This is a genomic window from Arthrobacter sp. 05T47, assembly GCF_056395825.1.
In genome coordinates this window covers 61,672-85,097 of sequence record NZ_JBFTKG010000018.1, presented here as the reverse complement: position 1 = coordinate 85,097, position 23,426 = coordinate 61,672, and the positions used below count along the sequence as shown (strand labels likewise).

General features: G+C 65.4%; 21 protein-coding genes. 13 read left to right on the top strand and 8 right to left on the bottom strand.

Annotated features, from left to right (window positions below; translation table 11 throughout):
• From AC1DEY_RS13935 to AC1DEY_RS13895, 9 genes are all read left to right on the top strand, one after another.
• A partial coding sequence (locus AC1DEY_RS13935; RefSeq protein ID WP_476868443.1) for a 5-oxoprolinase subunit B/C family protein occupies window positions 1-1,439 on the top strand: 1,439 nt, incomplete at its 5' end.
• Window positions 1,439-3,208, top strand: coding sequence for an acetyl/propionyl/methylcrotonyl-CoA carboxylase subunit alpha (locus AC1DEY_RS13930; protein WP_476868442.1), 1,770 nt, complete (start codon window positions 1,439-1,441; stop codon window positions 3,206-3,208). The genes AC1DEY_RS13935 and AC1DEY_RS13930, both read left to right, overlap by 1 nt.
• 155 nt (window positions 3,209-3,363) lie before the next feature.
• A complete protein-coding gene (locus AC1DEY_RS13925) occupies window positions 3,364-4,311 on the top strand; it encodes an amino acid ABC transporter permease (RefSeq protein WP_476868441.1) in 948 nt (315 codons plus the stop codon).
• Complete coding sequence (locus AC1DEY_RS13920; RefSeq protein ID WP_476868440.1) at window positions 4,308-5,072, top strand: amino acid ABC transporter ATP-binding protein; 765 nt, start codon at window positions 4,308-4,310, stop codon at window positions 5,070-5,072. The genes AC1DEY_RS13925 and AC1DEY_RS13920 overlap by 4 nt, the downstream gene beginning before the upstream one ends.
• 36 nt (window positions 5,073-5,108) lie before the next feature.
• Window positions 5,109-6,020: an ABC transporter substrate-binding protein gene (locus AC1DEY_RS13915; RefSeq protein WP_476868439.1), complete on the top strand. Its 912-nt coding sequence runs from the start codon at window positions 5,109-5,111 to the stop codon at window positions 6,018-6,020.
• Between the two features lie 32 nt (window positions 6,021-6,052).
• Entirely contained in the window at window positions 6,053-6,859 is an 807-nt protein-coding gene (locus AC1DEY_RS13910) for a GntR family transcriptional regulator (protein ID WP_476868438.1), read from the top strand.
• Window positions 6,860-6,869: 10 nt separating this feature from the next.
• Window positions 6,870-7,646, top strand: a complete 777-nt coding sequence (locus AC1DEY_RS13905; protein WP_476868437.1) for a BtpA/SgcQ family protein — start codon at window positions 6,870-6,872, stop codon at window positions 7,644-7,646.
• Window positions 7,643-8,170: an ureidoglycolate lyase gene (locus AC1DEY_RS13900; RefSeq protein ID WP_476868436.1), complete on the top strand. Its 528-nt coding sequence runs from the start codon at window positions 7,643-7,645 to the stop codon at window positions 8,168-8,170. The genes AC1DEY_RS13905 and AC1DEY_RS13900 overlap by 4 nt, the downstream gene beginning before the upstream one ends.
• Entirely contained in the window at window positions 8,160-9,116 is a 957-nt protein-coding gene (locus AC1DEY_RS13895; protein WP_476868435.1) for a carbohydrate kinase family protein, read from the top strand. The genes AC1DEY_RS13900 and AC1DEY_RS13895 overlap by 11 nt, the downstream gene beginning before the upstream one ends.
• Window positions 9,117-9,319: 203 nt before the next feature.
• On the opposite strand, the gene AC1DEY_RS13890 is transcribed toward AC1DEY_RS13895, so the two are convergent.
• The 4 genes from AC1DEY_RS13890 to AC1DEY_RS13875 all read right to left on the bottom strand — a co-directional run bounded on the left by AC1DEY_RS13890 (window position 9,320) and on the right by AC1DEY_RS13875 (window position 14,229).
• A complete protein-coding gene (locus AC1DEY_RS13890; protein WP_476868434.1) occupies window positions 9,320-10,486 on the bottom strand; it encodes a glycerate kinase in 1,167 nt (388 codons plus the stop codon).
• Window position 10,487: 1 nt separating this feature from the next.
• Window positions 10,488-11,987 carry a C4-dicarboxylate transporter DctA gene (gene dctA, locus AC1DEY_RS13885; protein ID WP_476868433.1) on the bottom strand — a complete coding sequence of 500 codons (1,500 nt, stop codon included), beginning with the start codon at window positions 11,985-11,987 and terminating at the stop codon, window positions 10,488-10,490.
• 112 nt (window positions 11,988-12,099) lie between these two features.
• Entirely contained in the window at window positions 12,100-13,197 is a 1,098-nt protein-coding gene (locus AC1DEY_RS13880) for a tartrate dehydrogenase (protein ID WP_476868432.1), read from the bottom strand.
• 117 nt (window positions 13,198-13,314) lie between these two features.
• Window positions 13,315-14,229 carry a LysR family transcriptional regulator gene (locus tag AC1DEY_RS13875; RefSeq protein ID WP_441411489.1) on the bottom strand — a complete coding sequence of 305 codons (915 nt, stop codon included), beginning with the start codon at window positions 14,227-14,229 and terminating at the stop codon, window positions 13,315-13,317.
• Between the two features lie 258 nt (window positions 14,230-14,487).
• On the opposite strand from AC1DEY_RS13875, the gene AC1DEY_RS13870 reads away from it, so the two are divergent.
• Window positions 14,488-16,017, top strand: coding sequence for a CYTH and CHAD domain-containing protein (locus AC1DEY_RS13870; protein WP_476868431.1), 1,530 nt, complete (start codon window positions 14,488-14,490; stop codon window positions 16,015-16,017).
• 33 nt (window positions 16,018-16,050) lie between these two features.
• Here the strand turns inward: AC1DEY_RS13870 and AC1DEY_RS13865 are convergent, their stop codons facing one another.
• Window positions 16,051-17,613, bottom strand: a complete 1,563-nt coding sequence (locus tag AC1DEY_RS13865; RefSeq protein ID WP_476868430.1) for a CehA/McbA family metallohydrolase — start codon at window positions 17,611-17,613, stop codon at window positions 16,051-16,053.
• Window positions 17,614-17,799: 186 nt separating this feature from the next.
• Here AC1DEY_RS13865 and AC1DEY_RS13860 point away from each other — a divergent pair, with 186 nt between their 5' ends.
• Entirely contained in the window at window positions 17,800-17,922 is a 123-nt protein-coding gene (locus AC1DEY_RS13860; RefSeq protein WP_476868429.1) for a hypothetical protein, read from the top strand.
• A 48-nt stretch (window positions 17,923-17,970) separates the two neighbouring features.
• Here the strand turns inward: AC1DEY_RS13860 and AC1DEY_RS13855 are convergent, their stop codons facing one another.
• A complete protein-coding gene (locus AC1DEY_RS13855) occupies window positions 17,971-18,492 on the bottom strand; it encodes a histidine phosphatase family protein (protein ID WP_476868428.1) in 522 nt (173 codons plus the stop codon).
• A gap of 296 nt (window positions 18,493-18,788) precedes the next feature.
• On the opposite strand from AC1DEY_RS13855, the gene AC1DEY_RS13850 reads away from it, so the two are divergent.
• A complete protein-coding gene (locus AC1DEY_RS13850; RefSeq protein ID WP_476868427.1) occupies window positions 18,789-19,889 on the top strand; it encodes a metallophosphoesterase in 1,101 nt (366 codons plus the stop codon).
• A gap of 79 nt (window positions 19,890-19,968) precedes the next feature.
• Entirely contained in the window at window positions 19,969-20,679 is a 711-nt protein-coding gene (locus tag AC1DEY_RS13845; protein ID WP_441409107.1) for a response regulator transcription factor, read from the top strand.
• A 37-nt stretch (window positions 20,680-20,716) separates the two neighbouring features.
• Here the strand turns inward: AC1DEY_RS13845 and AC1DEY_RS13840 are convergent, their stop codons facing one another.
• Window positions 20,717-22,072 carry a sensor histidine kinase gene (locus AC1DEY_RS13840; RefSeq protein WP_476868426.1) on the bottom strand — a complete coding sequence of 452 codons (1,356 nt, stop codon included), beginning with the start codon at window positions 22,070-22,072 and terminating at the stop codon, window positions 20,717-20,719.
• A 148-nt stretch (window positions 22,073-22,220) separates the two neighbouring features.
• Entirely contained in the window at window positions 22,221-23,390 is a 1,170-nt protein-coding gene (locus AC1DEY_RS13835) for a glycoside hydrolase family 53 protein (protein ID WP_476868425.1), read from the bottom strand.
• Between the last annotated feature and the right edge of the window lie 36 nt (window positions 23,391-23,426).

Below are 23,426 nucleotides of genomic sequence, written 5' to 3'. Positions count from 1 at the left end.
CCGTGTACGACGGCGAAGACCTCGCCGAAGTCGGCCAGCTCACCGGCCTGGGAGCCGGGGGCGTGATCGCTGCCCATTCCGGCCAGGTCTGGACCGTGGCCTTCGCCGGCTTCGCGCCCGGTTTCGGGTACATGGTGGGGGAGAACCAGCAGCTGGAAGTGCCCCGCCGCGCCTCGCCGCGCACCGCCGTCCCCGCAGGCTCCGTGGCACTGGCCGGGAACTACTCGGCCGTATATCCGCGGCGTTCCCCCGGCGGCTGGCAGCTGATCGGGCGCACCAGCGCCAGGATGTGGGACCTGGAACGGGAGCAGCCCGCCCTGGCCGCGCCCGGCCACCGGGTGCAGTTCCGGCCGGTCCGGGACGCGGTCAYCCTCGGAACCGARTCCGCCGCGGAGCCGGTGGCASAGCCAGCCGCGCAGWCTGSCGCWGAACCTACGGTCCACAGCRCCGGCGCAGCGCCGGAACCGGCTGCCGGSCRGGACGTYGCCTGCGGACTCCGGATCGTTGCGCCGGGCCTGCAGAGCCTGATCCAGGACCTCGGCCGGCACGGCCACTCCGGCCTGGGCGTCTCCGCCGCCGGCGCGCTGGACCGGGCCTCGCTGCGCCGGGCCAACCGCCTCGTCGGCAACACCCCCGGCGCAGCCGCCATCGAAACAGTCGCCGGCGGGCTCACGGTCCGGGCGGTGGGGGACCAGGTCCTCGCGGTCACCGGGGCGCCGTCGGCRCTRAGCATCGAATCCGCGCCGGACRACGCCGGGGACACCTGGCAACGCGCCGCRYTGATGGCCACCCCGTTCGCGCTGCTCGACGGYGAAACGCTCAGCATTGGTGCGCCGCAGAGCGGCTTCCGCAGCTATCTCGCGGTCCGCGGCGGWGTYGATGCAGCCCCGGTGCTGGGCAGCCGCTCCACGGACACCATGTCCGGRATCGGTCCTGCACCCCTGGCCGCRGGACAGGTGCTGGCCGCSGGCGGRGAGGCCGAATCCGGCGTCGTCGGGGCTCCCGAACTGCAGCCGGACTACCCGGGAACCGGGGTGACCGTCCTCGACGTCGTTCCCGGCCCCCGCGCCGACTGGTTCGATCGGGCGGCGCTGGACTCCTTCGCCGCCCAGGAGTGGGAGGTGAAGGCCCAGTCCAACCGCGTYGGCATGCGGCTGGACGGKACACCGCTGCAGCGGACCCGCCARGGCGAACTGGCCAGCGAAGGCACCGTGGCAGGCGCCCTGCAGGTCCCRCCCGAAGGGCTGCCCGTGCTCTTCCTGGCCGACCACCCGATCACCGGCGGCTACCCGGTGATCGGTGTGGTGATCGACTCCCAGTTGGACCTCGCCGCGCAGGTCCCCATCGGCGGCAAGATCCGCTTCCGCTGGGCTGAACACGGCCCCACCGAACACACCGCCACTGAACACACCGTCACCGAAAAAGAAGCGAGTAACTGATGCGCAAGGTCCTGATCGCCAACCGTGGAGAAATCGCGGTCCGCATAGCCCGGGCCTGCGACGACGCGCAGCTGGCGTCCGTCGCCGTCTATGCCGACATCGACGCCGACGCCCTGCACGTTTCCGCCGCGGACGAAGCCTTCAGCCTGGACGGCAACTCTCCCGCCGACACCTACCTGAACATCCCTAAGCTCCTGGCCGCGGCGGCCGCGTCCGGCGCAGACGCCGTCCACCCCGGCTACGGCTTCCTCTCCGAGAACGCCGACTTCGCCCAGGCCGTCATCGACGCCGGACTGACCTGGATCGGACCGGCTCCTGACGCGATCCGGCTGCTCGGCAACAAGATCACGGCCCGCGACGCCGCCGTCCGGGCCGGCGCGCCGCTGGTCGCCGGCAGCGACGGACCCGTGGACACCGCGGCCGAGGCCCGGGCCTTCGCCGAACAGCACGGCCTGCCCATCGCCATCAAGGCCGCTTTTGGCGGCGGCGGCCGCGGCATGAAGGTGGTCCGCGTCCTTGACGAGGTCGAGGAAGCCTTCGACTCCGCCGTGCGCGAGGCAGTTGCCGCGTTCGGCCGGGGCGAGTGCTTTGTGGAGCGTTACCTGGACCGACCGCGCCACGTCGAGGCGCAGGTCCTTGCGGACGCCCACGGCAACGTCGTCGTCGTCGGAACCCGCGACTGCTCCCTGCAGCGGCGGCACCAGAAACTCCTAGAAGAGGCGCCCGCGCCGTTCCTGAGCGAAGAGCAGACCACGCTGATTTACGATGCCGCCAAGGCCGTCTGCCGGGAAGCAGGCTACTCCGGCGCCGGCACGGTGGAATTCCTGGTCGCTGCGGACGGCACCGTCGCCTTCCTCGAAGTGAACACCCGACTCCAGGTGGAGCACCCCATCACCGAGGAAACCACGGGGATCGATCTCGTCCAGGAGCAGTTCAGGATCGCCGCGGGTGAGCCGCTGCGCCACACCGAGGACCCGACGCCGCATGGACACGCCTTCGAGTTCCGGCTCAACGCCGAGGACGTGGGCCGCGGCTTCCTGCCGTCGCCCGGCACCATCGGCGAATTCGCCGGCCCCACCGGCCCGGGCATCCGCCTGGATACCGGGGTCCGCTCCGGCTCTTTCGTGGCGCCGCAGTTCGATTCCCTGCTCGCCAAGCTGATCGTCACAGGCGCGGACCGCCAGCAGGCCCTGCGCCGCGCCCGCCGTGCCCTCGCCGAAATGCGTATCACCGGGGTGGCCACCGTGCTGCCGTTCCACCGGGCCGTGCTCGAATCCCCGGATTTCACCTCCGAGGACGGGCTCGGTATCCACACCCGCTGGATAGAAACCGACTTCGCGGACAAGATCCCGGCCGATCCCGGCTACAGCACCACCGCGCCCGACGGCGAACGCCGCACCATCACCGTTGACGTGGACGGCCGCCGCCTGGCCGTCGGGCTCCCGGCAGACCTCCTGGACGGCTGGGCACTGTCTGGTCGGACGATGTCCGGTGGAGCACTGCCTGCCGGCGTGTCCGTGGACGGAGCCTCCGACGGCGGTGCTGGCGCTGCCGATCCGGGCGAACTGCGCGCCGACATGGCCGGGACCGTGGTGAAGTGGCTCGTCGATCCGGGTGCCGAGGTGTCGGCCGGGGACCCGGTGGTGGTCCTCGAAGCCATGAAGATGGAAACCCAGATCGCCGCGCACCGGGACGGCACTGTCACCGACGTCCGCACGGAAGCCGGCGGAGTGGTTGCGGCCGGTGCCGTGCTGGCCCTGATCGGCTAGCCGTTTTCGGGGATTGAACGGGCCGTTTCCGCTGCGCGGAAACGGCCCGTTGTCGTTCGTGCAGTCACGAAATTTATTGGTCATCCATTGACAGGCGCGCCCCATGACCCTAATTTGAGTTGTACACCTGACCGTACAACTTAAGGAGGTGGGTCATGACGCTGCTTTCCTCTGTAGCAGACAACGCGGCCCGCGTGAGTGTTGATGCTCTGCAGCATCGCAGTTACAGGATTGTCCGCCTAAAACACCCAGGTCGGTGGCTGGCCGGAGCCTTGGTGATAGTCTCACTGGCACTTCTGGCCAAGGCATTTGCAGAAGGCCAAATCCGATGGGACGTGGTGGGTAAATTCCTCACCGCAGACGTGATCCTCCGCGGATTCGCCAACACGCTGCTCATTTCATTCATTGCCATGATTTTGGGTGCTGGGCTGGGAACACTGTTCGCCATCATGCGCTTGTCGAACAACCCCGTAACTCATTTTGTTGCCTGGCTGTATGTCTGGATTTTCCGGGGAACGCCGGTCCTGTTGCAGTTGCTGATCTGGTTCAACATCGCGCTCGTCTTTCCCACCATCACCATTCCGGGTCTGTACGAGGCCAGGACAGTGGATGTGGTCACCCCCTTTGTTGCGGCACTCCTGGGTCTGGGCGTCAATGAAGGTGCCTACATGGCAGAGGTGGTCCGCGGTGGCATCAGCTCGGTTGACCATGGGCAGACCGAGGCCGCCCAAACCATCGGTATGTCCAGGTTCCAGACATTGCGTCGGATCATCCTGCCTCAAACGATGCGGTTGATTATCCCGCCCATGGGAAACTCCGCTATCGGCATGCTCAAGTTCTCCTCCCTGGCCACTGCCATCTCCTTTACAGAAATGCTGAATGCCGCCCAACAGGTTTACTTCGTCAATGGTGCCGTGATTGAGCTGCTGCTGGTTTGTGCCGTCTGGTATCTGCTTGGGACCACGGTCCTCAATATTGTCCAGTTCTACATTGAGCGCCACTACGGCCGCGGTGTCGCCCGTGGGGCAAGCCGGCCACCGTTCCGATTCACTTTTGGCGTATTCCGACTTGCGCCTAAAACAGCCGTTGGGGAGCAGCAATGAGAACAATGGTCAAGGCGATCAATGTCCACAAGAAGTTCAACGGGCAAGAGGTGCTCAAAGGCGTCGATCTGGATGTGCTCGACGGCGAAGTCTTGTGCATCCTCGGCCCCTCCGGTGGCGGCAAGAGCACACTGCTGCGTTGCCTCAACCACTTGGAAACTTTGGATGACGGTGTGGTCTGGATCGATGGCTCCATCATCGGCTATGAGCTGCACGGCGCCGTGCTGCGTGAGCTTCCACCGCGCAAGGTCCGCCAGCAGCAGCGGGAGATTGGCATGGTTTTCCAGAATTTCAACCTCTTTCCCCACATGACCGCACTGCAGAACGTGATCGAGGGCCCCACAACGGTGCGCAGGGAATCTCGGGCCTCGGCGTCGGCCAGGGGAACCGGACTCCTTGCTTCCGTCGGTTTGGGGGACCGCGGCGCGGCCTATCCGGCACAGCTTTCCGGCGGGCAAAAACAGCGGGTCGCCATCGCCCGCGCTTTGGCTATGAATCCCAAGGTCATGCTCTTTGACGAACCAACATCCGCCTTGGACCCGGAGCTGGTCGGCGAAGTCCTGGATGTGATGCGCGAACTCGCGGCATCTGGGACCACGATGGTCGTCGTCACCCACGAAATAGCGTTTGCCCGGGAAGTGGCGGACCGAGTGGCCATCATGATTGACGGCACCATCCGTGAGATCGGGCCACCCGCTGAGGTGCTCTCCAACCCCCAAGATCCGCGCGTACGCAGCTTCCTGAAGCGCGTCCTCAACTAACCCTTCATCGCTCCACCGATCACAAAGGAATCAACAATGACGATGTTTTCTTGGACCACAAAGTCAGCCAAATGCGGCGCCGGACCCGCTGTCCTTGCCTTGGCGGCAATCCTTGCGCTGAGCGCATGTGGCGGGCCGGTCAATGCCACAGCCCCCACCACGGCCGCGCCGGCCAGCCAGGAACTGCGCGCAATGCTTCCAGCAAAGGTCCGTGACACCGGGGTCCTGAACATTGCGATCAGCCTTGCCTATCCTCCGATGGAGTATTCGGATGCCGGTTCCACTGAGCTCAAGGGTGCGGACATTGACTTGGCCAAGGAAATAGCCTCACGGCTCGGATTGAAGCCGAACTTCCAGAATGTCGACTTTTCCCAGCTCATCGTGTCAGCCACCACCGGACGCGCGGACATCATTTTGACCGCATTTTCTGACTTGAAAAAGCGGCAGACAGAGCTTGATTTTGTGGATTATTTCCGAACTGGCAACCAGTTCTTTGCCCCGGTCCAAAACCAGAAGGACATCAAGACCCTGGCGGACCTGTGCGGGCGGACGGTGACGGTATCGACAGGAACAAGTTGGGTTGGATCGGTGGAAGACCTTTCCAAGAGCACCTGCCCGGCGGAAAAGCCCATCAAGATTCTGCAGATTCCTACTCAGGCGGAGGAAATCCTTCAGATGCAGCAGGACCGCGCACAGGCCTCGCTGATCGGCTTCGAAGGGATCCTTGATCTGCAGAAGCAACAGCCGGACAAGTTTTACACCATTGGCGATTTGCTGGAACCGGGAAACTACGGAATTGCCGTAGCCAAGGAATCCACCCAGCTAAGGGACGCCATCAAAGCCGCCATGGACGCCATGAACACTGACGGAACCTATGCCAAGATTCTGGACCAATATGGTTTGAAGCAAGCCGCATTGAAATCCATCACCGTCAACGACGGCAAATAGACACCGAAGCACACCAAGGGAGACAGACTCGCATGACAGCTGATTTTGCGCTCGATCCACAGGATTCGGCACCGCTGTACACGCAGCTCTACCGGGATCTGCGACAGAGAATCCTGGACGGCGAATACGCAGAAGGCGAGGCGATCCCGTCGGAGACGGTGCTGCGGGATTTGCACGGCATCACTCGCAGCACCGTCAGGCACGCGGTATCCCTGCTCGTTTCAGAGGGGCTAGTCCACCAAATACGGGGCAAAGGAACGATTGTCACGTACACACCCATCAACCACAGCATCTGGAACTTCGGCGGCTTCACCGACTTCTCGAGGGCACGGAATCAGAAGCCGGTCACAGTCGTCATTTCCCAAGAAGTAGAGGACGGGACCGCAGGGCTGCAACTGCGCCTGGTCCGGGCCAGAGGTGTTGCGACAGACCAGTCACCGACGTATCTCAACATAGACACATCCGTTCTGAGCCTGGGCCGGTTTCCCGGATTGGACGCGTTCAACTTCGAACGGCTCTCTCTCTATCAGGTCCTGCGCGAGCACTACGGCGTGGCCCCGGTCCGTTCAGAATTCACATTGTCTGTCGCTCTGCCCTCGAACCTGACGCGTCAGGTCTTTGGCGATTTGCCTGGTACGCCGGGGTTCATCTGTGCCAGCGGCGAAGTGTTCAGCAATGACGACGAATTGGTCGAACACACTTCGGTGATCTACTCACCAGCCCTCGAAATGCGTGTCGCCACTTCCTGGAACGGGACTACGCCGGGTTCACCCGCCTCCACTGCGGGCGCTCCAAGACAGCTCGGTTCAGATCCCAACCCGACCTCCCTTACCAGTTAGGAATCATCCCTTGAACAACGGTGACAGCCGGTTTAGCCAAACCTTCAAGACGTCCAAACCCATTCTCGGCATGCTTCACCTTTCCGGAGAGTCCGCGGCCGAAAGACTGGACATCGCTCGGTACGAAACGGATGTCCTCCGCGCCAATGGTGTGGACGGCATCGTCGTCGAAAACTATTTTGGCGATAAGCAGGACGTGCGCAATGTGTTGGAGTGGTTGGAGGGAAGATACCCCGACCTCCTGGTGGGCGTGAATGTCCTGCACGATCACCGTTTGGCTTTCGAACTGGCACGGCAGTTCCGCATCGATTTCATCCAAATGGATTCCGTCGCTGGGCACCTCGAACCGGAGGCAGACGCCGAATTTGCGCTAGAACTCCAGGCCCTTCGCAGCCAGGTGACATCGGTATTGTTCGGCGGGGTCCGCTTCAAGTACCAGCCGGTGAACTCCGGCCGGACAGAGGCAGAAGATTCGATGGTTGGCCTGGAACGGTGCGATGCCTTTGTCATCACCGGAGACGCCACTGGCCAAGAAACGGATTTGGCAAAGGTCCAGCGTTTCCGCTCAATTGTGGGTGATGACTTCCCACTTCTCATCGGCGCCGGCCTGACGACCGCGAACGTGCATGAACAATTGGCGGCGGCCGATGGTGCAATTGTGGGCAGCTTCCTAAAAGACACCCATGTCGACACCGGTCGGGTTCTGGCCGAACACGTAGAGGACCTGATGCGCGAAGTACGCAGTCTCCGCGGTTCTTCATCGGTCTACGAGGAGACGGTGCGATGAAGATTTTGGCAACGGAACTGCTGGCGGAGGATTTTGCACCGTTTGGGCGAGTGCATGTGATGGCATCCGCTCTTCCGGACGAGACCGGCGCTGGCTTGATTGCAGCGGAAGGCAATGGGTGGTCCGATGTGTACACGGCGAAACCGTTGATCAGTACCAATGGGAGTCTGGGCCTGACCCGGGGCGGTGGCACGCCATTTACGACGCATCGGATGGAACGGCACTTGGCCACGGAAGAAGCGCTCTTCACAGCCGGAGCCCCTCTAGTCCTGGCCGTTGCCGAACCAACCGATGCCGGGTATCCCAGCGCGGCAGATGTCCGGGCCTTCGTGATCAGCCCAGGCACCGTCGTTGTGCTGCACAATGGCACCTGGCACGACGCTTGTCATGGCGTTGAGGGGGCGGCCTACTACTACTGGATGGCGGCGACCGGCGGCGACGGCGGGCCTACCTGGACCGACATCAAGCACGGCCCGGTGCACGTTTCCGTCAGCAAGGCAAGGTCGGGATCGCATGACGGGTAGTGCTTCTGGGGAGAGGCCCACGACATTTTTCATTGGCGATGTTGCCATGGACAACTACTACGCTGCGGACCGGTGGCCAGGTCTGGCCGACAAGGCACCCATGAGGGCCACCAGCAGCTATGTGGGAGGAATGATCGCCAACGCAGCGGCCGTTCATGCCGGGCTGGGCGGGCCCACGGAATTTATCTCGTTGCTAAACCAGGGGCCGCTGTCCCGATGCCTGAGCGACGATCTTGGCCGTCACGGCATAGGAACCACGCACATGCTGTACGCGCCAGATGTCCCAGATCCTCTCAACATGATCTTCCTGGTTGGCAACGAACATGTTGTGTTGTACGCGGAGACTGGCGACAGCCCCATGATGCTGTCCGCGGCTGCTGTAGAGGCGCTTCGGTCACCCGGATATCTGTACACCACCCTCTCGCGGGTAAAACGCCTACGAGCCGGGACTGACAGCGGTGAACGGGTGCTGTCGGATCTTCGGCAACACGGACGTAAAGTCGTCTTTGACTTGGACGTCGAGGGATTCGGCATCGCGGACACAGGCTTCCTCCAGGGTGCGGACGTTGTCATTATGAACCAGGTCGGATTCGAGATTTCCTTTGGGGATCCTGACCTCTCTTCTGTCAACGCCTGGATGCACAAACACCGAGTCAACACCGTCATCCGCACCATGGCCGCGGACGGCGTGGAGATCTTTGACGGCACGACGGTGGACCACGTCCATGGCTATGTTGTCCCGGTGGTGGACGTTACCGGAGCCGGGGACACATTCGGTGGCGCGCTCGTCTTTGCCCTGTCCGATTCCATCGACCTGCGGTCATCGGTCGAGTTTGCTGTGGCCGCCGCCTCCCGTGCCGTCACCATTGAGGGGCCCCGCGGCGGAGTGGCCCAACTTGAGGACATCGAGAGGTTCCAAAGGGAGCAAAGAGTCGCGTCCTCATAGAGGTCGTCGCTGTCGCGGCCAAAATGGGAGCGGCCGGGCACGCTGCGGGGCGTGTCCGGCCGTTCTCCAAGCTGCCTAGGACCGTGATTCGGCGAGGGCCGGGGCGGTTTCGGTGCGGTGAGCCGGTGGTTGTGCGCGCCGGTTGAGCCACATTTCCCGTGTTACCCCGGGCGGGCGTTTCTCTCTCCGGCAGCGTGGCGCGGCTAGAACAGCCCTGTTCCAATGTCGTGTCCAATGTCCTTTCCAATCCGGCGGAGCAGCGCGGCGGACAGGACGGGGTCCTTGGACGAGTCCTGATCCGTGTAGTCGGCCAGCGTGTACACCCGGGTGAGGTCCATTTCGGCCCACCGTTCCTGGGGCAGGAGGGAACGGCCGGCGACAGCGATGATGGGACGGGACCCGGACCGGCGTGCGACGGCGGCGGGCAACTTCCCGGCGAGGGTTTGCTCGTCCAGGCTGCCTTCGCCGGTGATGACGATGTCGCAGTGGTCCTTGCGGGCATTGAAGTCCAGCAGGTCCAGGAAGTAGTCGGCGCCGGAGACCTGCTGTGCCCCCAGGAGCAGGCAGGCGAAGCCGAGCCCTCCGGCACTTCCGGCGCCCTCGTGTTCAGCCAGCTGCGCCGCGCCGGCCAATTCCGCTGCCGTCAGCCGGGCGACGAAATGCGCGAGGCCTTTGTCCAGGGCCGCGATTTCCTCGGGGCCGGCGCCCTTTTGGGGACCGAAGACCGCCGGTGCGCCCTGGGCGCCGAGCAGCGGGTTGTGGACGTCGCTGGCGACGACGAGCTCGATTCCGGCCAGTTCCGGCAGGGCGGTCCGGTGGATGCTGTGGATCTGGGCCAGCGCCCCGCCGCTGCCGTAGAGCTGGCGGCCGGCGGCGTCGCGGAAGCTGTAGCCGAGGGCTGTGAGCATTCCCATGCCGCCGTCGGTGCTGGCGCTGCCGCCGAGGGCCAGCACGATCCTGGCCGGCCGCAGGCTGAGGGCGAACAGGACAGCTTCGCCGAAGCCGCGGCTGGAGGCAGCCAGCGGTTCAAGGTTGCCGTCCGGCAGGAGCCCGAGGCCGCACGTGTTGGCCACTTCGACGACGGCGGTGGCGCCGTCGAACGCGATGCTGGCCTGGACGGGCTGGCCGGTGGGTCCAGCGACGGTGTAGTTGCGCCGGGTGAAACCGGAGGCGACGGCGGCATCGACGCTGCCGTCCCCTCCGTCCGCCAGGGGAAGCAGTTCACAGTCGATGGATCCGATTCCGGATCCGGCTGCCGAACGCAGTCCTGCTGCCAGGGCATAGGCCACTTCGCCGGCCGTGAGGCTGCCTTTGAATTTGTCCGGTGCGATCAGGGCCCGCACGCTCTGCGGGGCGGGTGCTGTGGCCATGTCAGTTGCTTTTCGAGTAGACAGGGTGGCGGTCCTCGCTCGATGCCAGATCCTTGTTGGCCGGTTCGTTGGCCGGTTCCGTGGGCTGGGGGCTGATCTCCTTGGGTGTGTGCGGGTCGTGGCCGGTCAGGTCGGCGGCGATGTCCGTGAATTCGTCGAGGGGTGTCGGGTCCTCGCTGGGCAGCGGCTCCACGGCTTCGCCGTTGAAGACGCGGCGGACACGGTCCGCGTCCAGCGTCCGGTCCCACCAGGCAATGAAGAGCGTGGCGACGGCGTTGCCGGTGAAGTTCACCAGGGCCCGGCATTCGGACATGAACTTCTCGATGCCGAAGATGAGCATGATGCCGGCGGCCGGGATGGTGCCGACGGTGGCCAGCGTGGCGGTCAGGGCGATGAAACCGCCGCCGGCGACGCCTGCCGCGCCCTTGGAGGTGAGCAGCATGACCGCAATCAGACCCAGCTGCTGGCCGATGGTCAGGGAGGTGTTGGTGGCCTGCGCGATGTAGACGGCGGCCAGCGAAAGGTAGATGGCGGCGCCGTCGAGGTTGAAGCTGTAGCCGGTGGGCACGACGAGTCCGACTGTTTCCTTCTTGACCCCGGCGTGTTCAAGCTTGCGCATCAGGCCCGGCAGCGCCGGTTCGGCGGTGGAGGTGCCCAGGATCAGCAGGTACTCCTCTTTGAGGTGGCGGATCATCTTGAAGATGTTCAGCTTCAGGAAGGCCATGACGGATCCGAGGACCACGACGACGAACAGGATTGAGGTGGCGTAGAAGAGGGCGATCAGCCCGCCCATGCTGGAGAGGGAGGAGACGCCGTACTTGCCGACAGCGAAGGCCATGGCGCCGAACGCACCCAGCGGAGCGGCCTTCATGATGAAGCCCAGGATCTTGAACATGACCCCGGTGAGGCGCTGGACACCGTCAAGGACGGGCGCGCCGACTTTGCCCATGGCGTTCAGGGCGATACCGAAGATCACGGCAATGAAGATGATCTGCAGGATGTCGCCTTCCACGAAGGGCGCGACGATGCTGGTGGGGATGATGTGGGTCAGGAACTGCCACCACTCCTGGTGGGCGCCGGCGTCGATGAGCTTGGCCGCGGAGTCCGATGTCTTGATCGCGCTGGCGTTGGCGTTGACCCCCTCGCCGAGGCGGAAGATGTTGATGGCGACCAGGCCGAATAGCAGGGCGAAGATGGTGCCGATCTGGAAATACGTCAGTGCCTTCAGGCCGGTCAAGCCGACCTTCTTCAGGTCCGCAACGCTGGCGATGCCCCCGACGATGGTCAGGAACACGATTGGCCCGATCAGCATTCTCATGGCGTTGACGAAGGTGGTGCCGATCGGTTCCAGGGCGATGCCGGCGGAGGGCGCGAGCCAGCCCACGAGAATGCCGAGGACGATGCCGGTCAATACCCAGAAGTACAGCTGGCGGTACCAGCGTGTCTTGGGGGTTTGATTCTTAGCTGCCGCGGCTGCGCCCGCAGTGGTGATTGGTCCCATGATTCCTACCTCATTGTGGAATGTGAATGGCGTGGTGCTTGAAGAATGAAGAGCTGGGTCGGGCGGGCAGCGGCGACGGCGCGCGGCGCCGCCCGCCCCGAAGGTGGTCCGGCTAGACGGCAGCCAGAGTGTGGGTGAGGGCCTGGATGATGGCCTCAGTGACGTCGTCGGTGTTGGCTTCGCCGCCGACGTCGCGCGTCAGGTAGCCAGCGGCCGTGGTCTGCTCGATCGCGGCCTCGACGCGGCGGGCTTCCTCGTGCAGGCCGAAGTGGTCAAGCATCAGGGCGGCGCTGGCGATCGCGCCGATGGGGTTGCTGATGCCCTTGCCGGCGATGTCCGGCGCGGAGCCGTGCACCGGTTCAAACATGGACGGGAAGCGGCGTTCCGGGTTCAGGTTCGCGCTGGCCGCCAGGCCGAGGCTTCCGGCCAAGGCGGAGCCGAGATCCGAGAGGATGTCCGCGTTCAGGTTCGAGGCGACAACGACGGAAAGTTCTTCGGGGTGCAGGATGAACTTGGCGCTCATGGCGTCGACCAGGACGCTTTCGGTGGCGACGTCCGGGTAGTCCAGGGCCACGCGCTGGAACGTTTCGTCCCAGAGGACCATGCCGTACTGCTGGGCGTTGGACTTGGTGACGGAGGAGACCTTCTTCACGGTACGGGTCCGGGCGAGGTCGAAGGCGAAGCGCATGATCCGCTCGCAGCCCTTTTCCGTGAAGAGGGCTGTCTGGAGGGCCACTTCGTTGCCGGGGCCGCGGCCGCTGAGGTTCCGTCCGCCCAGGCCGGCGTACTCGCCTTCGCTGTTTTCGCGGACAACGATCCAATCGAGCTCGGTGTGGTCGGCCTTGCGCAGCGGGGACTGGATGCCGGGGAGGAACTTCACCGGGCGGATGTTGGCCCACTGGTCGAAGTTCTGCGTGATGTTCAGGCGCAGGCCCCAGAGGCTGATGTGGTCCGGGACGTTTTCCCAGCCGACAGCGCCGAAGTAGATGGCGTCAAAGTTCTTCAGGGCCTCCAGGCCCTTCGGGTCCATCATCTGGCCGGTCATTTCGTAGTAGCCGCAACCCCACGGGAACTCGGTCCAGTCGAAGGCGAACCTGCCGCCTGAATTCTGTGCCAGGGCGTCCAGGACGCGGCGTCCGGCGGAGACAACTTCCTTGCCCACACCGTCGGCGGGAATCGAAGCGATGCTGAATTTCTGGGTGGCGCTCATGTGCCTACCTCCTCGTTGAGTGTGTTAGCAGCGTCACGCTGCCTGTCCTCTTCAAGTAGACGATCCGGCACCGTACGCCGTCCAAGACCAAGATTCGATACGGTAAATAGGCTTAGCCTATTGGTCGTTCGGCTGCGGGCCCTGGGCTACTGCCACATGCAGCTCTGCGACGGCCAGGAAGGCTCTGGCGGCAGGGGTCAGGTCTTCCTTGCGGCTCAGGATGGCGACGTCCAGGTGGGACACTGGCTCGATCAGCAGGGTCCGCAACCCTGACTTGTGCGCCAGCGGCGCCCAGGATGACGGCATGACGGCGTGGCCCACGCCCGCCAGGACCAGCGGCAGGATCGAGGTCCGGTGCGCTACCTCCACCACGATTTCCGTGTTGACGCCCCGGGCCAGCGCATCATCGACCAGCCATCGCATCAGGGATCCGCGCTGGCTTGCGATCAGCCGGTGGCCGCCAAGATCCTCGCGCTGAATGGCCGTCCCCGGGCCAAACGTGTCCGCCTGCGGGTTGACGATCAGGATCAGCGGCTGGCGTTCCAGCTCCAGGACCTGGACACCCGGGACCCGGATGGGGTTTGGGGATCCGGCCAGGCCGATTTCGGTGCTGCCGTTGCGGACGGATTCAATGACTTCCTCGGGCGTAAACGCTGCGCTGACGTTAAGCCGGACCGAGGGATGCGTGCGCGTGTACTCGGCGATCATCGACGTCAGCGGTTCGATGCCGGGGGAGGGCATGGTGATAATGTCCAGCCGCCCGCTCCGCACGCCGCGCAGCGCCTGCACCGCGGACTGCGCGGCATCAAGGTCCCGCATCACCAGCCGGGCCGGTCCGACGAGTTCCTTGCCCGCTTCGCTGAGGACCGCGCGGCGGCCGATGCGGTGGAAGAGCGGCACGCCCAGCTCCTTTTCCAGGCCCGCGATGGTCTGGGACAGGGACGGCTGGGCGATCAGCAGGTGTTCCGCGGCGCGGTTGAAGCCGTCGTGGTCGACGACGGCCAGAAAATACTTCAGCTTCCGGGTGTCCACGCCAGCTCCTTCACCGTTCCGGGGGCTTCCCGCCCCCCGGAATATATGCCCCTGGGGCGACACAGCGGGCGGCGGTGAAGCAAAGATAGCCTACGCCTATCAGGCCGCCGTGGCTCGGCGTGACCTGGCCGCCAAGTCTGGCCGGGCTGTTGCCAGCGGGCCTAGAATCGGGCTGGGCGAACGGGCCAAGGCACCGGCCGACTCGCCAGCGGGAGGATCAAGTCCATGTTCCAGCGGTGCCAGTTGAGGGGGCCTGCCATGGACAGCAACGGAAATATTGAAACGGAACAAAAGTACGACGCTGGGACGTCCACGCCCCTTCCGGAGCTGCTGGAAATCCACGGCGTGGACGATGTCGCGGAGCCGGTGACGGATCACCTTGAGGCGGTGTACTTCGACACGCCGTCCCTTGCTCTCGCCGCACGTCGCCTGACCCTGCGGCGCCGCACGGGCGGCACGGACGCCGGGTGGCACCTCAAGCTTCCCGCCGGCACGGACCAGCGGGAGGAAATCCATGCACCGCTGGGCCAGCCGGAGACCGTTCCGGACGAGCTGTCCGATCATCTGCAGGTATTCACCCGCGGGGAAGAGCTGGTGCCGGTGGCCCGGCTGAGTACGCGGCGCACCACCTACCGGCTTTACGGGCCTATCGGTGAGCATCTGGCCGACTTCGCCGACGACGTTGTCCACGCCGAGGCTTTGCAGCCCCCAGGGCCGGCCCTCGACTGGCGTGAATGGGAGCTCGAACTCGTCCACGGAAACCGGGAGTTCCTCGACGCCGCCACCGAAACCCTGACGTCCACGGGAGCGGCCCGCTCCGCCTATCCGTCCAAGCTTGCCCGTACTTTTGGAGCTGCGTGGCCGGCCGGGCTTAGCCCCCGGGCCGAAAAGACCCGGAAGAAGCTCCGGAAGAAAGGCCCGGCGGTCGACGTCGTGACGGCCTATCTGGACGCACGGATCGAAGACTTCATCACCAATGATCCGGGTGTCCGGCAGGGGACGCCGGATTCAGTCCACAAGATGCGGTCCGCGACCCGCCGGGCGCGCTCCGCCCTGGCCACCTATCGCAAACTCTTCAAGCGCTCAGCGGTCCGTGACCTGCAGGCCGAGTTGAAGTGGCTTGGCCGGGTCCTGGGCCCGGCACGCGACGCCGAAGTCATGCTTGAGCGCCTTCGCCGGCACATCCAGGAACTCCCCGAGGACCAGAGGTCCGGCTCGTTGGAGCAGATGATCGAACTGGAGCTGGTCGCCGTCCACGACGAAGGTTACAGAAACGTCCTCGACACCCTCCAGGCCGGCCGCTATTTCCGCCTCCTCGGCTCCCTTGAGGACTTTCGGGACCACCCGCCTGCCCGGCCCCTCGCCTTCCGCCCCGCGCACAACGTGACGGCCAAGCTGGTGAACAAGGCAGCAGAACGGGTGGAGCGTTCCCGGAAGGCCGTCAAACGCTCCAGCGGCAGGGCCGCCCGCGACACGGCCCTGCACGAAGTCCGAAAAGACGCCAAACGCCTGCGCCACGCCGGCGAATCGGTCAGGAAGATCCACGGCAAACGCGCCGCAAAGCTCACAAAATCCGCTGGACGACTCCAGAGGGTACTCGGCGACCACCAGGATAGCGTCATGGCCACGGCCCTGCTGCGCAGAGTCGCGGCCACCCCGGACCGGCCCGCCGATACCGATCTCGGCGTCAAGAGTTTGCTGAAGATGGAAAAACGTCTCGCCCGGAAGACGGAGAAGAAAGCCCGCAGGGCAGGGAAAAAGCTTCGCGGCCTGCGTCTGCGCTCCTGACCCGGGAAACCTGCTGTCCTGCAGCTTCTTCGGCTATTTGGCGCCGAGGAAGATCGGGTTGGTCAGGGCGGCCATCGGGCCCAGCAGCAGGGCGGTTCCCATGGCTGTCCCGTTGCTGGGCGTGCCGTCCGGCATGGGGTGGCGCACCTCAACGCGCACATAGGCGGCGAGTTGTGGCGTGGTCACCCAGGTGCTGGCTCCCTGGCCCGAGTCCGGCAGGGTAATTTGCTGGGTCTGGCCTTCATCGGTGATGAACCGGACTACTCCGTTCGGCACGCCGGAGATCTTCGCCGTGACACTGACACGGGCATCCGCGGCGGCGTCGAGGCGTTCCCCGACGCCGGCGCTCCGGCCGCCTGACGTGGCACTGAAGTCGACGGACACGTCCGCCGATTCGGCGATCCAGTTCCGGCCGCTGCGGATACCGGCCAGCACGGCGTCGCGGGAGAGCGCCGCGGCGTAGACAACGTTGTGCGGGAACCCGATGACCTGGGGTGCGCTGTGGGCGTCGCTGTTGCCCATCGCCGGGAGCCAGCGGCCGCCGGTGCGCGCGGAGCTGGCCAGCATGGAGTCCCACGTGTTGATGGCGTACTCGTCGTCGGCGGTCCACGGGCCGGTCCACACCTCGACGGCGTCGGCATTCTCGTACCCGAACTTCCAGCGGCAGGCCACGTACGGGCAGTATGGGTGGGCCGGGACCACGATCCCGCCGGAATCGTGGATTCGCTTGGCTTCCTGCTCGAAGCCCTTGTCCCGCGCCCGGTAGCGCCAGTCGATCCATTCGCCGGGTTCGAGCCCGAGTGCGAGGTAGTGCCCGTTCCGGGTGGTCACCTCCTCACCCGTGAGGATGAGCAGGTCGTTGCCGGCCAGCGGCCCCCACGCGCCGTGCGACGCCGGGGTGTTGTGGTCCGTGCTGATCATGAAGTCCAGGCGCGCAGCGCGGGCCCCGGCAGCGACGTCCTCGGGCGTGCGCTTGCCGTCGGAATACACGGTGTGGAGGTGGGCGTCGCCGCGGTACCAGCCGGCGCCGCGGCCCGCGACCTGCTGCGGCGGGTACTGCGGGCGGAAGGCCGCGCCGTCGGGCCCGTAGTCCAGGGTGACGGTGACGGTGTAATCCATGCCCTGCCCGGCCACCTGGTACGGGCCGAGCGCGATGTTCCAGGTGCCCTTGCCGACCGGGCCGGGCAGGTAGCCGGGCGTTGCTTCGGCGGCGCTGATGAAGAACTCCGTGCGGAAGCCGCCGGACCAGCCCCGGAAACCCTTGCCCGCGAGGTCGGTGCCCTTCTCGTCGAAGACGCCGATGTCGCACGCGTTGGCCAGGAGCCCGGAGGCGACGGTGGGCTTGCTGTAGCTGTAGGAGACGCTGATCCTGTTGACACCGGCGGGCACCTCAACGGGCAGGTAGACGAAATCCGCGGCGCCCGGCTCGAGGTGTCCGGTGATCGTCTTGGTTTTGCTGGTGCCGGTATCGGCGGCGGCGAAAGTGACAGGAGCCAGGGTCAGCGCCGCTCCGGTCAGCGCAGCAGCCAGAAAGCCGCGTCGGGAAGGGGAAAGCAGGTCATTGTTGCCCTCATGGGCTTTACAAGGTGAACTCACCCGCCCCATGTTCACCATGCGGACTTAACAGCTGGCGTCCGAAGCCAAGACGGGACATGAACACGAACCCTGGACGGGGATCCACGCGATCCCCGCCCAGGAGCGGCAACCGGGGGTGGCGTCCTCGGCGGAAGGGAGAGAGAATCCAGAGAGAAGGCTCAATCTGACCAGAAGGAGTGATCGGCCATGATCACTGCGGTGGCGCAGGCGCGCCCGGTGGTTAGCCGTGACGGGTACTTGCCCATTGAGGATCACGGCGCCGGGCTCGATGTAAGAAACGGCCTGCTGTTCCGCTACTTGCAGGCATAGATGGTGGCGCGATTAAGGGCCGCTGAGGGCAGCCCGGGACGGTGCAGCTCAGCCCCGGGCGCCGGCCATGACCGGCTCGCCGTTGAAGTATTCAAGCTCCCAGCCGTCAACGGCATGGTGGTGGGCCAGGTTGAGTGCGGCGTTGTCGATGCTTTGCAAGGTGTATCCGACGGCGCGGCTGAGGCTCAGCCGGATCAGCGTGGCGTGGGCAACCACCACGACGCGGCGGCCGCGGAAGCCACCCCGGATCCGCAGCGCGTCCAGTTCGGGTCCGGCCTGCAGGCCCTCAGCGGGTCCGAAGCTGCGCTCGGCAAGTTCCGGTACGCGCCGGGCCGGGCCGAGCCGCAGCCCGTCGGCAATCAGGTCGGCGGTTTCTGCGGCACGGCGCAGCGGCGAGGAAACGACCGCATCCCACTGGTAGCCGGACAGGACGGCGACGGCGTCCCGCGCCTGGCGGCGGCCGACGTCGTTGAGCGGAATGTCGGTGGAACCCTGAAGCCGGCGCTGCACGTTCCAGTCCGTCTGGCCATGGCGGACAAGGGCAAAGGTCGTCAGGGTTGTGTTTTCCATGTTGGCTACGATTCCTTCTGCCGGGTGCGGAATTGATGCAACACGATCCACTACCATCGTTGCCCGGCAGCGCTGAGAAATCTCTGAGGCAACGGCCACGGCGGGCAAAGCGGGCGGTCCACCCGGCCGGGGCCGGGGGCCGGCGTTCCGTAGCCCCCGGCCTGCAAGGGCTAAAGGAATCCCAAAGCCTTCGCGGGTACGCTACGAGGCGGGACCGACGCGGGCCATGGGCTGAACCCGGTTCGGGCCGCCGAGGGGAGGAAATAATGGCTGCCACATCCAGGAATCGCGCAGCCGTGGCCATTGCAATGATGGTTGCCGTGTGCCTGGGTCTGATGCTGGCCGGTTGCCAGTCCGGTCCGCGGGAGGCCAAACCATTCAGTGCTTCGGCGACGGCCCAGCCGACACACGCCCAACCCACAAACGCCCAGCCCAGCAGCGCCCAGCCCTCCACCCCTTCGGCGGTGCCGGCGCCCCCGGGGACTGTCCACTTCACCGCCCAGGGCGACATCGGCGTCAGCACCGGGGCCAAAAAAGTGCTGGACGTTATTGCCGGCCTCCAGCCGCAGTTCAATCTTGCCCTCGGGGACTTCGCGTACAAGGCCGGGATCGAGCAGCAGTTCTGCGACATGGTCAAGGGAAAAGTTGGCGAAAATTTCCCCTACCAACTAATCACCGGCAATCATGAGAGCGACGGCAGCGACGGTGACATCGCAAAGTTCGTCGAGTGCCTGCCCAACAGGCTCCCGGGGCTCCAAGGCGAGTACGGGATCCAGTGGTACGTCGATGTCCCCCAGGCGGATCCCCTGGTGCGGTTCATCATGGTATCGCCGGGCATCAACTTCAAGGACGGGCAACCCCTGGACTACTCGCGCGACAGCGAACGCTGGCGCTGGACAACGGACGCCATCGATGGGGCTGCCTCGGCGCAGATCCCGTGGACCGTGGTTGGCATGCACGCACCCTGCCTGAGCGTTGGAAAATACGGATGCCAGCCCGGCCAGGATTTCACGAACATGCTGATGGAGAAGAAGGTGGACCTTGTCCTGGCCGGCCATGACCACGACTACCAGCGCACCCACCAACTGGGCGTCGGCGGCTCGTGCCCGGGCTTGCAACCGGAGAGTTTTTCATCTGCCTGCCTCATGGATACCGACCAAACCATGGTGAAGGGCGCGGGAACCGTTTTCGCCACCGTGGGTACCGGCGGTGTCGGTCTCTACGATGTGAACGACAACGACGCCGAGGCCGGCTATTTCGCCGCATGGTCCGGCAGGAACCGCGATCCTTCCCTCGGGACCCTGGACCTGAGGGCGAGTGCGGACGAACTGTCCGCCCGGTTCGTTCCGGCAGAGGGCGACTCGTTCACGGACTCCTTTGCCATCGGACGCCGCTGACCGTCGCCCGGGAGAGGCCTTTCTCAGGGTTTGCTCAACCCTCTGCCACATACTGCCTGTATCAAGGAGGGGGGTTTCCGTGCGCATTTTGGTCGTCGATGATGAGAAAGGTTTGGCCGAAGCGGTCCGCCGCGGGCTGACGAATGAAGGTTTCGTCGTAGACGTCATGCACGACGGCGTCAGTGGCCTGTGGGCGTCGACAGAAAACTCATACGATGCAATCCTGCTCGATCTGATGCTGCCGCTAAAGAACGGCTACGACGTCCTGAAGGAGCTGCGGGAACACAAGGTCTGGACTCCGGTGCTGATGCTCACTGCCAAGGACGGCGAGTACGACCAGACCGATGCCTTTGATCTTGGGGCTGATGACTACCTGACCAAGCCTTTCAGCTTTCCGGTGCTGGTGGCGCGGATCCGGGCACTCATCCGCCGCGGTGCACCTGAGCGCCCTGTGGTGTTGACGGTGGGCACGCTGACGCTGGACCCCCTCAACCGCAAGGTCCGTCGGGGGGACAAGGCGATCAAGTTGACCCCCCGGGAATACGGGCTCCTGGAGTACCTCATCCGGCGCCACGACCAGATCGTGACGAAGGCGGAGATACTCGACAACGTGTGGGACCCCGCCTTTGAGGGCGGAGATAACGTGGTGGAGGTCTACATCAGCTACCTCAGGCGCAAGATCGACGTCCCCTTCGGCGTCCAGACACTGACCACGGTGTGGGGGATGGGCTACATGCTCAGCACCGACGTGGACCCGCGGGAACACTCCCCCCGAACCGCCGGGACGTAGGCGGGCCGGTCCTCCCGCCGGTCCTCACGCTCTGTCTTCACTCCGTGGCTGCGGGAAACGCCATCTCGAAGCGGCAGTGGCCCAGCGGGCTCTCGGTGGCACGGATGGAGCCGTGGTGGGCCGACATGATCCCGGCCGCAATGGCCAGCCCCAGCCCACTGCCGCCGCCTTCCCGCGACCTGCTCTCGTCGAGCCGGACGAACCGTTCAAAGACCCGTTGCCGGTCCGCCTCCGGTACCGGTCCGCCGTCGTTGTCTACGGTAATGACCGCGCCTGCTCCGCCTTCACCGGGGTTCAGGCTGATCTGGATCCGCGAGACGGCGTGCCGGTCTGCGTTGTCCAGGACGTTTCGAAGAACCTGTCCCACCCGGCGTGCGTCCCCGCTGATCCGGACGGGGGTCAGCTCTGCTGTGATGAGGTGGGTGCTTGTCGAGCGGAGCCTGCGGGTTTCACGGTCCACGACGTCGTCGAGGTCAACGTCCTCCTCGTTGAGCCGGAAGCCCCCGTCGTGGGCCTTGGCGAGGGTCAGGAGATCCTCGACGAGGTAGTGCATGCGGGAGGTCTCTTCGGAGAGGATGTCCGTCAGCTCACGCCAGGACTGCCCCGACGGGTCCGCGGCAGCGACCTCCACCCCGGCGCGAAGGGTTGCCACGGGGCTGCGGAGTTCGTGGCTGGCGTCCGAAAGGAACCTGCGCTGCGCGCTGTCCGAGGCCTGCAACCGTTCCAGCATCTTGTTCATCGTCAGCGCCAGGGACTGAATCTCGTCGTTGGTCTGCGGAACGTCGACTCGTTCGTTCAGGCGTTCCCCGTCGATGCGGGCGACCTGCCCGCGAATTCGTTCCACTTGCTGCAGGGAGCGGCCCACCAGCAGCCAGACCGAACCGCCAACCACCAGCAGCAGCAGCGGGGCGGCGCCGAGCAGATACCAGGAAACTGTGGCCAGCGTCTCCGCCAGGACTTGTACCCGGGACGCCACCACCACGGTGTAGGGTCCGTCGTCCAGACGGACCGCCGTCGTGACGATCATGAAGTCGCCGGGGTCGCGGACGGTCTCCACCCTGGTGACATCCTCCGTCAGGACCTGGTCCGGGGCGGGACGCAGGGCCGTAAGCGGCTTGGCACCCGCAGTGGGCACCTGCGCGGCCACGACGGCCCCGGCCGGGTTCAGGATCTGGACGATCTGCCCTTCGTGCACGGTGGCCGCGATGTATCGGCCCGCTTCCGCGACATCCTCGTCCCGCATGTGGACGACGACTTCCAGGGCCTCCTGCCGGGCGGCCGACTCAGTTGAGGCGACCAGCGACCCCTGGAGCGAGGCTATGAGCGCAATGCCACCGACCAGCAGCGCCAGGGCGACGACCCCGACGGCGGTCGCTGTTGCGCGCTTGCGCACGCCCCACTGTCTCCCGCGGTTCGCGAGAGGACCCGCCTTGGGCTCGATCATGGTTCAAGGATGGGCCAACAGTTGGTCACCGACAACGTGACCGCGTCCCGCTCTCAGTTCCCTTACAGAATCCTGTGAGCTCCACATGGGTCGCTGCCTAGGGTCCGGCGGCTCCGGTGGGCTGGAATGCGTCCAGTGCCGGCAACCCGTGGCCCCACCAGTCAAAGAGCGTGAGGTTGCTGTGCGAGTTCCCGGTGCGGGCGTCGGTGGGGACCCCGGGGAGCCAGCCGGGTTCCCAGATGAGGTAGCCGGTCCCGTGGCCGTTGGGAACTTCGCGCAGTATCCGGTTGAGGGCTTCGAAATAGTGCGCTTGTCCTTGGGGCGTCGGCGGGTAGGCGGCCGCGTCCGGCAGCGCATCGASGGACGTGACGACGCTTTGGATGCCGCCGCCCCCGGAAAGGGTCCACGGGTAGGCCGTTTCGGCGATGAGGATGTCTTTGGCGTATCGGTCGGCGAGGACATGGAGGTTTTGTTGCAGGCTGGCCAGGGAACCGTTCCAGAACGGATAGTAGGTCAACCCGATGAGGTCGAAACTGACTCCCTCCTGCTGCACATGGTCAAAGTAGTAGGTCGATGCGCCCTGGTCTCCGCCGGTGTCGGAGTGCAGCATGATCAGCGGGCCGGGACCGGGCCCTGCTTCCTTCGCCCCGCGAATGCCCGCCTTGACCAGCTCGGCATAGCCCGCCCAGTCTTCGCCGGTTTGCTTGTAGATCTGTCCGGTGGGCCACAGCATCCCGTGGGTGGTCTCGTTGCCGATCTGGACGATGGCGACCGGGGTGGCCTGCCGGGCAAAGGCCGCCAGGACGTCGCGGGTGTAGGTTTCCACGGTGCTGCGCAGCTGCTCAGGGTTCTGGCCCTGCCACGCCGCCGGTGTTTGCTGGGCGGTCCGGTCTGCCCAGGAGTCCGAATAGTGCAGGTCCAGGAGTATCTGAAGGCCGGCTGCGCGGGCGCGCCGGGCGAGAGTCAGGGCGGAGTCCAGGTCGCTGGTTCCCTTGGGGGGATCGACCCAGACGCGGAGCCGGGCGTAGTTGGCGCCGTGCCGGGCGAGAATCGTTTCCAGTGGCGCCGTCTGGCCATTGTCACTGAGGGTCTGGTTGTTTGCTTCCTCCTGGAGGGTGAAGGAGATGTCGGCGCCGCGGATCGCGAGCTCCGGTGACGGGGCGGGGCGGGTGATGGATGCCGTGGCGGCGATGAGTCCCAGGGCAGCCACCGAGGCGGCGACCAGCGCGGGCAGCCTCCACCGCGGCCTGCGGGCCCGTCCTTTCAACCTGTTAAAACAGGGCGTTGCCATCATGGCGGGCAT

Excerpts from the sequence above, each read along its gene's own strand:
- AC1DEY_RS13930 (WP_476868442.1), top strand. The coding sequence starts at position 1,439 with ATGCGCAAGGTCCTGATCGCCAACCGTGGAGAAATCGCGGTCCGCATA.
- AC1DEY_RS13870 (WP_476868431.1), top strand. The coding sequence starts at position 14,488 with ATGGACAGCAACGGAAATATTGAAACGGAACAAAAGTACGACGCTGGG.
- AC1DEY_RS13860 (WP_476868429.1), top strand. The coding sequence starts at position 17,800 with ATGATCACTGCGGTGGCGCAGGCGCGCCCGGTGGTTAGCCGTGACGGG.
- AC1DEY_RS13925 (WP_476868441.1), top strand. The coding sequence starts at position 3,364 with ATGACGCTGCTTTCCTCTGTAGCAGACAACGCGGCCCGCGTGAGTGTT.
- AC1DEY_RS13910 (WP_476868438.1), top strand. The coding sequence starts at position 6,053 with ATGACAGCTGATTTTGCGCTCGATCCACAGGATTCGGCACCGCTGTAC.
- AC1DEY_RS13915 (WP_476868439.1), top strand. The coding sequence starts at position 5,109 with ATGACGATGTTTTCTTGGACCACAAAGTCAGCCAAATGCGGCGCCGGA.
- AC1DEY_RS13900 (WP_476868436.1), top strand. The coding sequence starts at position 7,643 with ATGAAGATTTTGGCAACGGAACTGCTGGCGGAGGATTTTGCACCGTTT.
- AC1DEY_RS13895 (WP_476868435.1), top strand. The coding sequence starts at position 8,160 with ATGACGGGTAGTGCTTCTGGGGAGAGGCCCACGACATTTTTCATTGGC.
- AC1DEY_RS13890 (WP_476868434.1), bottom strand. The coding sequence starts at position 10,486 with ATGGCCACAGCACCCGCCCCGCAGAGCGTGCGGGCCCTGATCGCACCG.
- AC1DEY_RS13880 (WP_476868432.1), bottom strand. The coding sequence starts at position 13,197 with ATGAGCGCCACCCAGAAATTCAGCATCGCTTCGATTCCCGCCGACGGT.
- AC1DEY_RS13920 (WP_476868440.1), top strand. The coding sequence starts at position 4,308 with ATGAGAACAATGGTCAAGGCGATCAATGTCCACAAGAAGTTCAACGGG.
- dctA (WP_476868433.1), bottom strand. The coding sequence starts at position 11,987 with ATGGGACCAATCACCACTGCGGGCGCAGCCGCGGCAGCTAAGAATCAA.
- AC1DEY_RS13855 (WP_476868428.1), bottom strand. The coding sequence starts at position 18,492 with ATGGAAAACACAACCCTGACGACCTTTGCCCTTGTCCGCCATGGCCAG.